This is a genomic window from Sediminibacterium sp., assembly GCF_051861365.1.
In the GTDB taxonomy this organism is placed as follows: Bacteria; Bacteroidota; Bacteroidia; order Chitinophagales; family Chitinophagaceae; genus Sediminibacterium.
The window spans coordinates 1-15,183 of the sequence record NZ_JBHYCW010000035.1 but is presented as its reverse complement, the minus strand read 5'-3'; the positions used below and the strand labels follow the sequence as shown (position 1 = coordinate 15,183).

Annotated in this window: 15 protein-coding genes and 1 pseudogene; 10 read left to right on the top strand and 6 right to left on the bottom strand. The window is 39.4% G+C overall.

Annotated elements, in window-relative coordinates; genetic code table 11:
- The first annotated feature begins 26 nt into the window (after nt 1–26).
- From miaB to ACTIEV_RS13520, 9 genes are all read left to right on the top strand, one after another.
- Nucleotides 27–1,454, top strand: coding sequence for a tRNA (N6-isopentenyl adenosine(37)-C2)-methylthiotransferase MiaB (gene miaB, locus ACTIEV_RS13560; RefSeq protein WP_322196677.1), 1,428 nt, complete (start codon nt 27–29; stop codon nt 1,452–1,454).
- Between the two features lie 176 nt (nt 1,455–1,630).
- On the top strand, nt 1,631–2,902 hold the full coding sequence (locus ACTIEV_RS13555) for a sigma-54 interaction domain-containing protein (RefSeq protein ID WP_322196676.1): 1,272 nt from the start codon (nt 1,631–1,633) through the stop codon (nt 2,900–2,902).
- Nucleotides 2,903–2,911: 9 nt separating this feature from the next.
- Nucleotides 2,912–3,433 (top strand): LptE family protein, encoded by a 522-nt coding sequence (locus tag ACTIEV_RS13550; protein ID WP_322196675.1) that lies wholly within the window; start codon nt 2,912–2,914, stop codon nt 3,431–3,433.
- Nucleotides 3,434–3,454: 21 nt separating this feature from the next.
- The gene (locus tag ACTIEV_RS13545) at nt 3,455–4,348 is read left to right on the top strand and encodes a hypothetical protein (RefSeq protein ID WP_322196674.1); all 894 of its coding nucleotides are present in this window, start codon (nt 3,455–3,457) and stop codon (nt 4,346–4,348) included.
- A gap of 1 nt (nt 4,349) precedes the next feature.
- Complete coding sequence (secG, locus tag ACTIEV_RS13540) at nt 4,350–4,694, top strand: preprotein translocase subunit SecG (RefSeq protein WP_178888197.1); 345 nt, start codon at nt 4,350–4,352, stop codon at nt 4,692–4,694.
- Between the two features lie 66 nt (nt 4,695–4,760).
- Entirely contained in the window at nt 4,761–5,786 is a 1,026-nt protein-coding gene (mltG, locus tag ACTIEV_RS13535; protein ID WP_178888198.1) for an endolytic transglycosylase MltG, read from the top strand.
- 7 nt (nt 5,787–5,793) lie between these two features.
- Nucleotides 5,794–6,759 carry a YihY/virulence factor BrkB family protein gene (locus ACTIEV_RS13530; RefSeq protein WP_178888199.1) on the top strand — a complete coding sequence of 322 codons (966 nt, stop codon included), beginning with the start codon at nt 5,794–5,796 and terminating at the stop codon, nt 6,757–6,759.
- 75 nt (nt 6,760–6,834) lie between these two features.
- The gene (locus ACTIEV_RS13525; protein ID WP_178888200.1) at nt 6,835–7,428 is read left to right on the top strand and encodes a thioredoxin family protein; all 594 of its coding nucleotides are present in this window, start codon (nt 6,835–6,837) and stop codon (nt 7,426–7,428) included.
- 100 nt (nt 7,429–7,528) lie between these two features.
- Nucleotides 7,529–7,717 (top strand): hypothetical protein, encoded by a 189-nt coding sequence (locus ACTIEV_RS13520; protein WP_178888201.1) that lies wholly within the window; start codon nt 7,529–7,531, stop codon nt 7,715–7,717.
- Between the two features lie 4 nt (nt 7,718–7,721).
- Here ACTIEV_RS13520 and ACTIEV_RS13515 read toward each other — a convergent pair whose 3' ends face one another.
- From ACTIEV_RS13515 to ACTIEV_RS13490, 6 genes are all read right to left on the bottom strand, one after another.
- A complete protein-coding gene (locus tag ACTIEV_RS13515) occupies nt 7,722–8,204 on the bottom strand; it encodes a TlpA disulfide reductase family protein (RefSeq protein ID WP_178888202.1) in 483 nt (160 codons plus the stop codon).
- 12 nt (nt 8,205–8,216) lie between these two features.
- Nucleotides 8,217–8,813 (bottom strand): TrmH family RNA methyltransferase, encoded by a 597-nt coding sequence (locus ACTIEV_RS13510; protein WP_178888203.1) that lies wholly within the window; start codon nt 8,811–8,813, stop codon nt 8,217–8,219.
- Nucleotides 8,814–8,896: 83 nt separating this feature from the next.
- Nucleotides 8,897–9,355 (bottom strand): hypothetical protein, encoded by a 459-nt coding sequence (locus tag ACTIEV_RS13505; RefSeq protein ID WP_178888204.1) that lies wholly within the window; start codon nt 9,353–9,355, stop codon nt 8,897–8,899.
- A gap of 114 nt (nt 9,356–9,469) precedes the next feature.
- On the bottom strand, nt 9,470–10,483 hold the full coding sequence (locus ACTIEV_RS13500) for a dipeptide epimerase (protein ID WP_322196672.1): 1,014 nt from the start codon (nt 10,481–10,483) through the stop codon (nt 9,470–9,472).
- 112 nt (nt 10,484–10,595) lie between these two features.
- Nucleotides 10,596–13,481, bottom strand: a complete 2,886-nt coding sequence (locus ACTIEV_RS13495; protein WP_322196671.1) for a 4-alpha-glucanotransferase — start codon at nt 13,479–13,481, stop codon at nt 10,596–10,598.
- A gap of 85 nt (nt 13,482–13,566) precedes the next feature.
- Nucleotides 13,567–14,682 (bottom strand): GMC family oxidoreductase, encoded by a 1,116-nt coding sequence (locus tag ACTIEV_RS13490; RefSeq protein ID WP_322196670.1) that lies wholly within the window; start codon nt 14,680–14,682, stop codon nt 13,567–13,569.
- A gap of 245 nt (nt 14,683–14,927) precedes the next feature.
- Between ACTIEV_RS13490 and ACTIEV_RS13485 the strand changes: the two are divergent.
- Nucleotides 14,928–15,183 (top strand): annotated as a pseudogene (locus tag ACTIEV_RS13485) (IS110 family transposase); the annotation flags it as partial.

Here is a 15,183-nt window from a genome sequence, read left to right as displayed (position 1 = left end):
TGCACTCTAACTATTTTGAAAATCGCATGAACACAATGCTTACTACAGATAAAGTGCATGATGAAGCCCGACAGGGAGAAGCATTTCAGCCGTTTGAAAACGACCCCAATCAGTATAAAAAACACTTTTATATCGAGAGCTACGGGTGTGCTATGAATTTTGCGGATAGTGAAGTGGTGGCCTCTATTTTGAACGGTGCCGGTTTTGGCGCTACCCGAAACCTGGAAGAAGCCCAATTGATTTTATTGAACACCTGTTCCATTCGTGAAAAAGCAGAACAAACCGTTCGTAAAAGATTAACCGAGTTCCGTAAACTCAAAGAACGTACTCCTGGAATGTTGATTGGTATGTTAGGTTGTATGGCGGAGCGATTAAAAGCACAATTACTTGAGCAAGAAAAACTGGTAGATATTGTTGTTGGGCCGGATGCTTATAGAAGTTTGCCGGCGCTGATTGAAGAAGCGGAGTCCGGACAAAAAGCGGTGAATGTATTATTGAGCAGGGATGAAACCTATGGTGATATTGCTCCCATTCGTTTAGACACCAATGGTATCAGTGCTTTTGTATCGATCATGCGTGGATGTAATAATATGTGCAGTTTCTGCGTGGTTCCTTTTACCAGAGGTCGTGAAAGAAGCCGGGATGCTCATTCCATTATACAAGAAGTAAAAGATTTGTGTGATAAAGGATATAAGGAAGTAACGCTACTTGGACAAAATGTAGACAGTTATTATTGGATAGATGAACAAAAAGATGAAACCGTAACATTTGCCGCATTGCTTGAAAAAGTAGCATTGATCAGTCCGGATTTGAGGATAAGATTCAGCACTTCACATCCGAAAGATATTACTGATGAGGTATTGTTGACCATGGCGAAATACGAGAACATCTGTAAATACATTCACTTGCCGGTTCAAAGTGGTAGTTCAAGAATGTTACAATTGATGAATCGTACGTATACCCGCGAATGGTATATGGCGAAAGTGGATCGTATCAAAGAACTACTCCCCGACTGTGGTATCAGTTCAGATATCATCGCAGGTTTTTGTACTGAGACAGAGGAAGATCATCAAGAGACACTCAGCATCATGCAATACAGCGGATATGACATGAGCTATATGTTCTTCTACAGCGAAAGACCCGGGACACTAGCAGCAAGGAGATATGAAGATGATATACCTGAAGAAGTGAAAAAGAGAAGATTGCAGGAGATTGTAGACTTACAGGGAGAGTTATCACGTCAGAGTAACTTGAAAGATTTAGGAAAAACATTCAAAGTGTTGGTAGAAGGAAACAGTCGTAAAAGTGATGCTGATTGGATGGGCAGAAACAGTCAGAATAAAGTGATTGTTTTCCCAAAAAAAGATATGAATGAACAACTGAAGGGAAGTTATGTAATGGTGAAAGTGACCGATTGCACAAAGACAACGTTGCGAGGAGAAAGAGAATTGTAATGATGAATATGAATGTTGCATGCGTTAAAAATCAATAAAACGATTTTCTACATTAGACATCCGACATCAGAGATCAATAAATTGAATCATGAATGATGAGCGCGAAAACAAGTGATGAATAAATAAAAGGATCTCTACATCAGACATCTGACATCAGAGATCAACAAATTAAATCTATGGATCTTCAAAGTATAAAAAACAGGTTTGGCATTATCGGCAATTCCCCATCGCTGAATCATGCACTCAATACGGCTGTACAAGTAGCAGCTACTGATCTAACCGTTTTGATTGTAGGAGAAAGTGGTGTTGGTAAAGAAGTGTTTTCACAGATCATCCATTCTTTATCATCGCGCAAGCATAATCCTTTTATTGCGGTGAACTGCGGTGCTATCCCTGAAGGTACTATCGATTCAGAATTATTTGGACATGAGAAAGGTGCATTTACAGGAGCTGTGGATAGTCGGAAAGGCTATTTTGAAACGGTAAGCGGCGGCACCATTTTCTTAGACGAGATTGGTGAAATGCCACTGGGTACACAAGCCAGACTGTTGCGTGTATTGGAGACAGGTGAATTTATTCGTGTCGGTTCTTCCAAAGTGCAAAAGACGGATGTTCGAGTGATTGCAGCCACCAACAGAGAATTGCTGGAGTTTACACAAAAAGGAAGATTCCGCGAAGACTTGTATTATCGTTTAAGCACTGTACCTATTCGGGTTCCGGCATTACGTGATCGAAAAGAGGATGTCTTACTGTTATTTCGAAAATTTGCGGTGGATTTTGCTGAGCGTTATAAAACACAGCCCATACAGTTGGATGATGACGCTAAAAACCTGTTAATTAACCATCCTTGGCAAGGTAACGTACGTGAATTGAAGAATATTGCAGAGCAGATATCTGTATTGAGTCAAACAAACAATATTTCAGCTGCCACTTTACAACAGTTTCTTCCGGATCAAAGTAAACAAAGAAGAATGCCGGTATTGGCCGGACAAGCTACCGGTACTTCCGGAGAGTTTGCGAATGAACGTGAAATCCTGTACAAACTCTTCTTTGATATGAAGAAGGATGTAACCGAGCTGAAAAAGATGTTTCTCGAAATACTGCAAAATCCATCTTTAGCCGGGAATGCAGCCAATTACACGAGAGATTCACTGATGCAGGATTTTCATACCAATGGAGAGCTCTCCCCTGTTCTGAGTAATCCTACTCCGGCTCACGCTGCAGTATTACCGGGAAACGTAGGTTCACAACCGGTGATCTTGCATGAAGATGATATTCAGCATCATGAAGAAGTAGAGGAATCGTTGAATATCATGGATAAGGAAAAAGAATTGATCTTAAAGGCTTTGAAAAAACATAAAGGGAAAAGACGTGATGCTTCTCTGGATTTGGGTATTAGTGAAAGAACATTGTACCGTAAACTAAAGGAATACGATATTGAAGAATAATTTGATACTATGAAGTCTAACTTGTATAAATATTGTTTTAGTACTTTGCTGATCTTGATGATTCTTTGCTTTGCGGCATGCAAAGTAAAGTATAGCTTCAATGATGCCACGATTGACCCGCGCTATAAAACCATCAAACTAGGTTTTATAGAAAACAAAGCGCGATATATCAATCCGCAGTTAAGTCCAAAACTAAATGACAAACTGCAACAAAAGATCACCAACCAAACCAAATTAACCCGTGTTAATAGCGATGATGCCGACTATATCATATCAGGTGCTATTACTACTTATGATGGTACGCAAACTGTGGGGGTTAGCGGCAGGCAAGCAAGTACCAACCGTTTGACGGTATCGATTAATATCCAACTCAGAAAAAATATCGATAACGAGACCAAAGACTTTGTGGTAAGTCGGAGTTTTGATTATAGTGCGAATCTTGCCTTTAATACAGCGGAAGCTCAATTATTGGATGAAGTGGTCAGGAATATGGTAGATGAGATTTTTAACCGTATTTTTTCAGACTGGTAATCAATTAGTACATTTATCGCTATGAAATCCATACGGGATAGAGCCTTATTACACCTGACCGGACAATCAACGCTTCAAACGGTACCCATTGATCAATTGGAATCATTGGTTCAAACCTATCCCTATTTTGCACCTGCGACATTGTTGTACCATGCAAAATGTGAGACTGAAGGCATTGTTTTGAATGATGAGAAAACCTCGGGAAAATCTCTTTTATTCACCGACAATCCGCTTTGGACATCCTATTTATTGCAAGCTTCTATTGTAACAGAGGAAGTGGGTATGCCTGAGACTCCTGTGAATGATAAGACCACTGTACATAGTACCAAGACCATTGATATCCCCACTATGGATGATGTGAGAGATATCATCAAGTCTATCGACCCAAGAAAAGTTCCTGATAATCCACCCGAAGTAGATGAAACCGAAGAAGAATATGAGGAGCCCGTGGATGAATTGCCTTTGCCGGACGCCAAATTGAGTGATTTACTATCAGAACAGTTGGCTGATTTTAAAAAGCCCATAGATGCTGCGGCGCAATTAGAGATTGAAACGGAAAGGTTACATACCATCGATTATTTCGCATCACAAGGCATTAAAATTGATCTTTCCAAGATACCTCAGGATAAATTGACCTCCCAACTGCGCAAGTTTACAGACTGGCTGAAGCAAATGAAGCACGTAAACAATGAGTCTTCTGACCTTGGAACGGGCTCAGATTTGGAGCAGGCTGTGGCACTAATTGCAGAAAACTCCAACGAATCGAGGGAAGTTGTGACCGAAACCATGGCGGAAGTATTGGAAAAACAGGGGCAGTTAGACAAAGCCATACAGCTGTATATCAAATTAAGTTTCATAAATCCTGAAAAATCCGCTTATTTTGCGGCGAAGATTCAACAATTAAAAGGTATATAAAATGATCATTCTGTTTCTGATTCTGATTGTGTTAGCTTGTGTAGCGCTTGGTTTTGTTGTATTAATTCAGAACCCTAAAGGCGGCGGTCTTTCTGCCAATGTTGGTGGTTTGAGCAATCAATTCATGGGTGTAAAACAAACCACAGATGTACTTGAAAAAGGTACCTGGTTATTTGCAGGCATCATTGCTGTTTTGGCTTTAGTATCCAGCTTATTCTTAAAAGGGGGTGGAACTGTTGACAGTTCTGTGTTGCAAAAAGTAAACACTACTACCAGTGCCCCTGCTCCGGCTGCTACTACCCCTGCCAATACAACCACGGCAACTCCTGATACAGGAAAAAAATAATTCAAATTCAAGATGTTATAAACCCTGCCTGTTCTACAGACAGGGTTTTTTGTTTAATTTGATGGTATGAAAAGAATAATTGGATGGGGCATATTGATCATCCTACTGGTTACAGGTGTATCCGCATGGCTGGTGTTTGGAAGTAGTACCTCTTTTTCAGAGGCACAGCGGTACTTCATTGTGGAGCAAGGACAAACTGATAAAGCAGCTGTATTAACAACTTTAAAAGAAAATGGCATTGTATCACAAACGTTGGGATTATCGATGTTGGGTACTGTTAGCACCATTTGGCCAAAAATAAAACCGGGGAAATATGAGGTAAAAAAAGGGCAATCTGCCTTTTCAATAGCACGGATGTTACGCAATGGAAAACAAGCAGAGTTAAAATTGGTGATCAATAAACTACGCACCAAAGCCGATCTGGCAAAACTGATTGGCAAACAGTTCAATACGGACTCAACAACAGTGATGCATTTTTTGCAATCCAATGATTCATTACAACAATTAGGTACAGATACCACACAGTTATTTACCACCATCATTCCAGATACATATATATTCTATTGGAATACCCCATTGGTTAAAATCCTAAAAAAACTAAAAGACAACAGCGATGTTTTTTGGGAAAAGAATAATCGATTGAGTAAAGCCACAGCGAAAGGATTATCAAGAAACGAAGCTTATACACTGGCTTCTATTGTAGAAGAAGAAACCAACTTTGATACCGACAAATACAAAATTGCCAGTGTGTACCTGAACCGATTAGAAAAAGGAATGCCCTTACAAGCTTGTCCAACCATCAAATACGCCATGCAAGATTTTACCATTACGCGTATTTATGAAAAATACTTATCCAACCCCTCTCCTTATAATACCTATCGGAAAAAAGGGTTACCCCCGGGTCCTATCTGTACGCCCTCACCCAAAACCATTGACATAGTGCTGGAAGCTCCGGAAACAGATTATTTATTCTTTGTTGCAAAAAGTGATTTTAGTGGCTATCATCATTTCAGTAACAATTATGCAACACATGATAAATATGCCAAAGAATATCAAAAGCAGTTAGATATTTACATGGCGAATAAAAAGTAATACCGTTTTGATCAAACTACAACGTATTCTCATCAGTTGGAAGCCCATTGCTTTTGTCATTCGTAAAAGCAAAACCACTATTATTCCGGGGTTTCAAGGTTTACCATTGTATGATGTGGTATTGTTTTTCTTCAAACAAATCAATAAGGTTGGATTGAATGAGCGTGCCGCTGCAATTTCTTTTAATCTGATCATGGCATTACCCGCAGCATTGATCTTTTTATTTTCGCTCATCCCCTATTTCCCCAAGTCCTTTAATGTAGATAAACAAATACTGAGTTTATTTAAAGACATCACGATCAATTCAGACACGTATAAGTTTGTGAGTGATATCATGAATGATCTACTCAAAAAGCATGTGGGTATTTTTTCCTTTGGTTTCTTATTGCTCATCTTTTATGCATCGAATGCCATGATTGGCATCATACGCACTTTTGACAAGTCAATACAAGAACAAAAAGGATTCATTTTTTATCAACGATGGAGAGCCATACAATTAACTGCTATTCTGATTTTATTGGTGATAGGTTCTTCGCTGGTTTTAATCGGACAAGACCAATTGTTCAGTCTTTTAAATGGTTTATTTGATTTGAAATCAAAAACCCTGCTCCCGGTTTGGAATGCTGCCAGATGGTTGGTGATTATAGCATTGGTTTTTTATGGCATTGCCTGTACCTATAAATATGCCCCCTCAGTACAAAAAAGATGGAAATTAGCCTCCCCAGGCGCTTTATTGGCTACTTTTCTAACCCTGGCTACCACCCTTGTATTTTCCTATTGGGTGAGTCTGTTTGCCAATTCCAGTTATAATAAAATTTACGGATCCATTGGAACTGTTCTGATCATGATGCTACTGATTTATATCAATTCGTTAATTTTACTCATAGGCTTTGAATTGAATGTCAGTATCACGTACCTTACCAAAGAAGCCGAAGCTCGAAAGCAGAAAGAAAAAACCCAGACCACCTCCTAATAATGCACTGATAAAAAAACTTGTCCCTACATGAACAAGTAATGTTTATCATTTGTCACTATAAAAACTACCATTATGAAAAAGCTGCTCTATTCGCTGTTCTTTGCGTTTGTCGCACTCAATATCCAAGCACAATCACTGGCTATTGGTTCAGATTTACCCATGAAGGATGTTAAGATGAAAGATGTATCCGGTAAAGAGGTTTCGATTACCGATGCCATGAAAGCCAATGGCGTTCTGGTTATGTTTTCATGCAATACTTGTCCATACGTGATCAAAAATCAACAAAGGACGCTGGATATTGCTGCTTATGCCAAGCAAAACAATATTGGAATTATCCTATTAAACTCAAATGAGGGTACCCGTGATGATGCCGATTCTTATGATGCCATGAAAGCATATGCTAAAAATCAAGGCTACAACTTCTATTACACGGTAGATACCGATTCAAAGATCGCCAATGCTTTTGGTGCTACCAGAACACCTGAGTTATTCCTGTTCAACGCAAATGGCAAACTTCAGTATAAAGGCGCTATTGATGATAATCCAAATGATGCCGGTAATGTAAAACGTGTACATGCCAAAGAAGCGATTAACGAACTCACGACCGGAAAATCTATTTCTGTGAAGGAAAGTCGTTCTGTTGGTTGTTCGATCAAAAGGAGTTAAACGGAATAAATAAATATTTTTTTGAAAGCCGCTATTTAATAGCGGCTTTTTTATGGAAATCGATGAGGTAGGTATCTTATTAGTAACCAAAACCTGCAATATGAAACCGATAATCATTGTAGCGCTGTTACTCTGCATTACTTATGCAATCGCAGAAGGAATTCATTATGGAAGCATCACAGGTATTTTGCTGGCTACCTGCAGCTTAATGGCACTAGGTTATGCCATCTATCTGACAGAAAAACTTCGCAAGCAAATGAACGAAGAGGCAGAAAGAGAATATCTATAAATTACTATTGTCCAACTAATTTTTGTAGTTCCAGGATCAATCGCTGTTCAGGTAACTGTTGCGCATAAAATTGACGGTATTGTCTTTTTTTATTGACCATCAGTGTTACCGGAATAGCACCATCCCATTTCTCATCGATTTTGGGGCAAAATTCATCAGCATTGGTTTCATTGAGCCAAACGATTTTTGACTGATAATTATTTTTCTTTGCAAAATCAGCAATGCCTTTTGGATAATCTTCTGCAAAATCCAAGCTCACCAAGAGTAATTGTACTTTTTGATCCTTGAAAGCTGCAACAGATTTTTCAAACCAAGGTATCTCTTTGATACAAGGCGCACACCAACTTGCCCAGAAATTAACCACTAGCGGAACAGAACTGGTATCAATGATTTTTACGAGATCATTGATCTTTACGCTTTTAATTTCCTGTGATTGAACAGTTGTTGCCATCATCACAATCGCGAATACTAAAGCTATTTTTTTCATAACAAGGATCATTTATACTGAGTCTTTTTGCTTCACAGTCCAATCATCGAATAATTGTGCTCGTCTTTCCGTTGATAAGGATGGCTGATCATACTGACCTGCTGCCTTTTTTTGACGATATGCCTCATAAATACTTACAGCACAAGCCACTGAAATGTTCAAGCTTTGAATGATACCCATTTGTGGAATAACAAAATTACCATCTGCCAATGCTCTGATCTCTTCACTTACACCGGAATGTTCATTTCCAAATACCAGTGCAATGCTTTCCGTAAAATCGATCTCATATAAACTTACGGCATCAGAAGATAAGTGGGTTGTTAAAATACGTGTATACCTCTTACGCAATGCTTCAAAACAGGCCTGTGCATCTTCAAACTGATGAATGGTTAACCATTTGGCAGCACTACTACTACTTTTCGGACCAAATTTTTCATGTCTGGGTATTTTGGTATTCAAAATGAAAATATCCTGAATACCTACTGCATCACAAGTACGCATAACAGCAGAGATATTATGCGGATCTTGTACATTTTCCATCACCACCGCCAAATTGGATTGGCGATGATGCAAAACGCGGTTGAGTTTTTCTCTTCTTTCAGATGTCATAGACCCCGAAAATCGGTACTTCGCTAGGATTAAACAAATACAGAACAAAAAAAGCAAGTGGATACACTTGCTTTTTTATATAATTACCACCTCCTGCGATCTCTATCACGTCTATCATCATCCCGGTCTCTTCTATCCCAACGATCATGTCCGCGCCTTTTGTCTACAATCACTACCGGTGGACGATAGGCCATGTACTGGCGGGCATAACGATCGCGGTACAGTTGATGATGCCTGAATGGATCAGGATCATTGATGACTACTTTATATCCCCGATGCAAATCATAATGGCGATATGCTCTTGGGAGATCAGATACATATACCCAACGTCCGCGATCTAAATACACGAACCGACTTTTTGGGATGCTGTAATACATATCAATTTCAGGAAAGTAATAGTAATCACCAATATGATTACCGGGCAAGCCCCATACCGGACGAGGACCTACGTTTACATTTACATTCAATCTAACCTGAGCTTGTGAGGTGTCGATGATCAAAACAGATAAGACAATCAACATGGGTAAAATTTTCTTTTTCATGGTTCACGGTTTTATACTGTTATAAAGCCAAACCGGATGCCAAAAAAGAAACATTCTGTTAGGGAAATGTGAATTCAGTCATTAGCCTTCGCACGATCAATTCACTGCGATAGATTATAAGAATTGAATACCCAAACCTGGTTTACCTGATACGGTTACTTTACCATGATCGTATGTCAATCCTGTTGCGATAGACTGTGCTAGTAAAAGTGGACCATCCATATCCACACGATCTAATTGCGGAAGAAAATGAGCAATGGCCGCTGAACCTACTTCAGATTCATTCATGCTACCCATCATTACCTGTAAACCAAGTGTTCTTGCTTCTTGAATCATTCTGATAGCAGGTGTAATACCACTGCATTTGGTGAGTTTGATATTGATTCCATGAAAATGATCCACACATTTTTTTACGTCTTGTTCCGATACACAACTTTCATCTGCAAACAAGGGTAAGGGAGATTCTTTGTATAAGAGCTTCATTCCATCCCAGTTATCTTTCGCAAGGGGTTGCTCGATAAACTCCACTCCTAAATTTGACAGTCGAGGAATTTTATCTAATGCTTCAGTTGTTGTCCAACCTGCATTTGCATCAACTCTGAAAACCGCATCTGTATGTTGACGTAATGCTTCTATAATTGAGATATCATTTTCGGTTCCCAATTTGATCTTGTAAATAGGCCAAGGTTTTGCCTTCATTTTATCTACCATTTTATCAATGGTATCAATGCCGATGGTGTAATCTGTAACCGGTGTATCATTCCATTGTGTTTGCATGAGTTCAAACAATGGCTTGCCTTTCATTTTACCAAACAAATCCCAGCAAGCCATATCTAAGGCACATACCAGAAAAGGATTATTCGGAATAAGATGATGGAGATAATGCCAATATCTCTCAGGTTCAGTAAGCGCAAACTTTTCAATCATGCGACGATGTTTCTCCAGATCGGCGATCATGGATTCAACCGTAACATCATAATAAGCAATGGCAGGTGCTTCCCCAAAACCCATGAACGGACCTAACTCTAAAGCTACCAACAATGATGGTTGATGCGTTTTGGTACGACCATTAGAAATGGTAAAGGGATATTCAAAAGGAAGATTAATCGGTCTATAACTGAGCTTCAAGAGATGAATTTTGAAAAGCAAAGATAGTTAATGATTGAATTGCCACTGAAAGAACAGAATTGCACTGAAATCTTCTGTGCTTCCCAGTGCCTTCAGTGGCAATCATTGCTCCTTAGTCTCTTCCACTCTGTTGAATATAACCATGAAGTGTATCATTAAAATCATCCTGTTGCAGCAAGGATTCTAATGTAAGATGCATTCTGTATCGCCAATAATGTTTGGGATCTGCCGGAATATTGATACGCTCACTATGTGGATCTTCTTTACGTAATGCCGCATCCATACCCATTAGGTCTTGTAACTGAAACACCGTCCACATAGAAGGTGAATACAAATGTTGTATGACAATAGCGGTGTTGATCCATGCTTCACAGTAATAAGGCGCTTCCCCAGATTGCCCTAGTTCGTTATTGTAAAACTGTTGAATTCGATTTTTATCTTCTTCCCACCAACCTCGGATCGTACTCATATCATGGGTGGAAGGTGTTACTACACTGAGATAAGGAGCATCTGCCGGATGAAAGAAACTGCGTTTTGGATCTTTTGGCATACGTTGAATCTCTAAACTTAAAAGTCCCAACTGTCTCATGACATCCGGAACACAAGCCGGTACCAATCCCAGATCTTCACCGCAAACCAACATATTGGTTACACGTTTCAATGCAGGTAATTTTTTCATGGCTTCTTTCATCCAAAAATCATCCTGACGGCGGAAGAAATAATCAACATAGAGTTCTTTCAGTTGTTGTTGCGTGTGCTGATCAAGATAACGGAAGGAAGAAGTACTTTCCATATTGAACCTGAAATGAAAATGTTGTAGATCGCCCTCGCTGTCTTCGAAAAGTAATACATTACTAATCAAGTTAAAGAGACCTTGTTTTACTTTATCGTGTTGCTCATCTTTTTCAAGTGTATGGAAGTATTGCTCTACTAGACGTTGCGTGGCAAATGCCGGTTTCAAAGTATATTGACCATTGCCATCAGTCTGCAGGAATTCTTTTTTCACCAATTCATTATCGTATCCAAACAATTCCCACAACACATTTTCATGAATAAAAGGTTGGGTAAAACGGTGATGATCAAATGAAATACCCCTCGCTTGGAACTCATTGATGTGAACAGGAATGGCCGGAACAAAGCGACCCAATATTCCTTCCACAGCATGCATGGGAATACTCCATATCCGGAAAAAGCCTAGGATATGATCAATTCTGAAAGCATCAAAATAATAACTCATTTGCTCGAAGCGCTGCTTCCACCAGGTAAACCCATCTGCCTGCATTCTTTCCCAATTATAAGTCGGAAAACCCCAGTTTTGTCCGGATACCGCAAAATCATCCGGCGGAGCACCCGCTTGTGCATCCATATGATACAACTCCGGGTGTTGCCATGCATCGGCACCATGTCTGTAAACACCAATGGCGATATCTCCTTTTACAATGATTCCTTTTGAATGCGCATAAGCAGTTGCTTCTTTCAATTGAAGATGCAATTGGTATTGTGTGAAGTAATGCAGAGCGATCTCTTTGTATGCTGCAGAATCAGGCGCTGCCAGTCTTTCAATCTCAGCATCTTGGTAATGTCGGAATGCCGGCCATTGATTGAAATCTACCGTACCATATTGGTCTCTCAAATAGCAGAATACAGCGTAGGATTGAAGCCAATGTTTATTATCATTGAAATATTGCTTAAAGTCAGCAGATGCTAATACAGTTGCTCCTTGCTCTTCATAAATCTTAGCAATGATCTTTGTTTTAAACTGAATCACTTCTGCATAATCCACTACATCCAATGCATTCAGCTTCGCCTTCTCCACTGCAATTTGTTTCTGCAGTTTTCGATCGTTTTTCACCAAAGTATCCAAATGAAGATATAAAGGATGTAATGCAAACGCAGATATCGCTGCATAGGGATAGGAATCTGTCCAACTATGTGTTGCGGTAGTATCGTTGATGGGAAGAATCTGAATCATTTTCAATCCCGTCTTCACAGCCCAATCCACCATCTGTTTTAGGTCATTGAATTCTCCCACACCCAATCCATGTTCTGTTCGCAAACTAAAAACAGGAATGGCCACACCGGCACCTTTCCAAGTATTATTGGGTAATACGGCAAAGCCATCATGAATAATACTGACTTTGTCTTTTACAACTGCATCATATAACACACGATTATTCCCATCTTCATAACGGAGGAACTGTTGTTGATCTACATCATACACTCCATACTTGTATGCAATCGGAAAAGAATCTTTGCTAAGATTCAGGGCTATTTGAAAAAAATCTTCTTTTGTATTTTTTGTGAGTAACAGAGGGTGCTGGGTATTCCAATTACCTAAAGATTGACTACTTCCCAATATACAAAGTGTCTGTCCTTTTTTGAGTAAAGGGGCTTTTACTTTTAGAATATGTGTACTGGTTTTTGGAGCCTTAGTGGTAACCGGTGTATGATTAGAAGGCAACAGTACTTTGGTAAAAGGTTCTGTATAAAATGCATTCTCATAATACCCGGCAAAATTCCAGGCATCGGTTACATGTATTTCCTTGGCTTTGCTCTCTTTTAAATTTAGCTGCTTATCATTTCCCCAATCATCACTATAGGTTCCGTCGGTATTGCGCAAAATATAATGATAGGTGATTGTATCCTGAATAAGATCTGATGCTGCGAAATCAAGGGTGACCACCCAATATTCTTCATTAAAATATTGAAGAGGAATGGCTTTAGCGGGATCATTATCACCCAATAAAGGGTGGTTTCCAACTATGAAAAGATCTTGACCAAATGTGGTATGAAATTTAAGATGAAAGGTGACTCTTTTGTCTGTGGTAATACTTTTACGTTTAGCGACAGTATTTTTTTTCTCCTTATTCTCAGTAGCATCATTCTTCTTTGATGTCTTACTGCGAACTGTCTTTTTCTTTGTGGTAAGTGACTCAGAATGGGGTATAGACACAGATTTCCCATTGGCTGAAGCAATCATTTTTTTCGTCGTAGCCACTGCAAGCATTTTTGGTATTACTAAATTAGGGATTAATGTGTAAATAAAACACATTATTCTACCGATAGCGGGCAAATGTAAGTGCTTATGACTGCTGTTGAATCATATCAGCCGCTTTTTCCGCAATCATGATCGTTGCAGCATTGGTATTGCCGGAAACAATGGTTGGCATAATGGAGGCATCTACTACCCGTAAAGAGCGGATACCGTGTACTTTTAGTTCATGATCTACTACAGCACCTTGATCTGTTCCCATTTTACAGGTACCTACAGGATGATAAAGGGTTTCAAGACTTTTATTGATGTGCACTTGTAATGACTGATCATCTTCATAGTTTTTTGGAAGGGATAGATCTCCATCAGCATAAGCGCTCATTGCTTTTGTTTTCGCAATGGCAATGGCTTTTTTTAATGCCACTAATAACAGTTCCCGGTCTTTGGAATGAGCTAAGACCTGATGATCAATGATGGGTGCATCTTTAGGATTGGAGTTTTTCAAACGTATTACACCCCTACTTTCCGGATGTAAAAGAATGGCCATGATCCCAAATCCACTTTTCCGCGGAAAAGTTTTCAGATTGTACATATCGGTACTGTAATCATCCGCAATACCAATGGGTGCAAAATGAAATTGTATGTCAGGTCTGTCTTCTCCAATAGAACTATAAAAAGCATTGGCTTCTAATGGACTATTCCCCAACGGACCTTTCTTGAACAGAAGATGCTGTAGCAAGGCTTTTCCCATATTCAGGGGTGATAACAAGGCATTGCTTGTTGGAATAATACTATTCACTGATACACCTGTCCATACATGATCTTGTAAATTCTTTCCGACTCCCGGCAATGCATGAATGATATTGATACCTTGTTTACCCAATTCAATCGGATCTCCGATACCGGATAACATCAATAATTGCGGCGATTGAATGGCACCTGCTGAAAGAATCACTTCTTTGGAACAATTGATCCTTTCCGAACCGGTTTGTCCAACCATCACTTCCACACCCACCGCTCTCCCATTTTCGATCAAAATCGATTTAACCTGACACTGGGTTCTCACCGTGAGATTTTTTCTTTTCATAGCCGGTTTTAAAAAAGCGGCTGCAGTGCTGTGTCTTTGATTATTCTTGATGGTAAATTGTAGCAGGGATGCGCCTATCTGCTGGGCTCCGTTATAATCGTCATTACGAGTTACGACCATGGGGCAAGGAAAATATAGGATATGACATTTTAGTAGCTTGCTAATAAAACAAAAGCAGGCTAACTACATAACCTGAAACTTCGATTGGTACCTTTTGAGAGAGTCCGTGCCTGAGTTTAGGACTGATGCTTTTTTGAAAAATATATTAGTGGTGGTGATTTACTCACCAACCCTGTTTATTAAGCTTAATTAATATTCTTCAAGCATCAGAGTCAGCCTAGCTTTTGTATTAAAAACTTAAAGTTATGGCTGATCAACAAAACAAACAAGCGTCTTCGCTACAATTGGGCTTAATCTATCCCACAGCTGCCGGAATAGATGTAGGCAGCATGAACATGATGGTTTCTTACCCTAATACAGATGGTCTTCAAACTGTTAAGGAGTATGGAGCTTTTACAACCGATCTGCATGAACTTGCTGGTGATCTGAAAAAAGCCGCCGTTACACATGTTGCTATGGAGGCAACCGGTGTTTATTGGATGTCTGTGTATGAGGTATTGG

Excerpts from the sequence above, each read along its gene's own strand:
- ACTIEV_RS13555 (WP_322196676.1), top strand. The coding sequence starts at position 1,631 with ATGGATCTTCAAAGTATAAAAAACAGGTTTGGCATTATCGGCAATTCC.
- ACTIEV_RS13505 (WP_178888204.1), bottom strand. The coding sequence starts at position 9,355 with ATGAAAAAGAAAATTTTACCCATGTTGATTGTCTTATCTGTTTTGATC.
- ACTIEV_RS13525 (WP_178888200.1), top strand. The coding sequence starts at position 6,835 with ATGAAAAAGCTGCTCTATTCGCTGTTCTTTGCGTTTGTCGCACTCAAT.
- mltG (WP_178888198.1), top strand. The coding sequence starts at position 4,761 with ATGAAAAGAATAATTGGATGGGGCATATTGATCATCCTACTGGTTACA.
- ACTIEV_RS13490 (WP_322196670.1), bottom strand. The coding sequence starts at position 14,682 with ATGGTCGTAACTCGTAATGACGATTATAACGGAGCCCAGCAGATAGGC.
- ACTIEV_RS13545 (WP_322196674.1), top strand. The coding sequence starts at position 3,455 with ATGAAATCCATACGGGATAGAGCCTTATTACACCTGACCGGACAATCA.
- secG (WP_178888197.1), top strand. The coding sequence starts at position 4,350 with ATGATCATTCTGTTTCTGATTCTGATTGTGTTAGCTTGTGTAGCGCTT.
- ACTIEV_RS13520 (WP_178888201.1), top strand. The coding sequence starts at position 7,529 with ATGAAACCGATAATCATTGTAGCGCTGTTACTCTGCATTACTTATGCA.
- ACTIEV_RS13510 (WP_178888203.1), bottom strand. The coding sequence starts at position 8,813 with ATGACATCTGAAAGAAGAGAAAAACTCAACCGCGTTTTGCATCATCGC.
- ACTIEV_RS13515 (WP_178888202.1), bottom strand. The coding sequence starts at position 8,204 with ATGAAAAAAATAGCTTTAGTATTCGCGATTGTGATGATGGCAACAACT.
- ACTIEV_RS13550 (WP_322196675.1), top strand. The coding sequence starts at position 2,912 with ATGAAGTCTAACTTGTATAAATATTGTTTTAGTACTTTGCTGATCTTG.
- miaB (WP_322196677.1), top strand. The coding sequence starts at position 27 with ATGAACACAATGCTTACTACAGATAAAGTGCATGATGAAGCCCGACAG.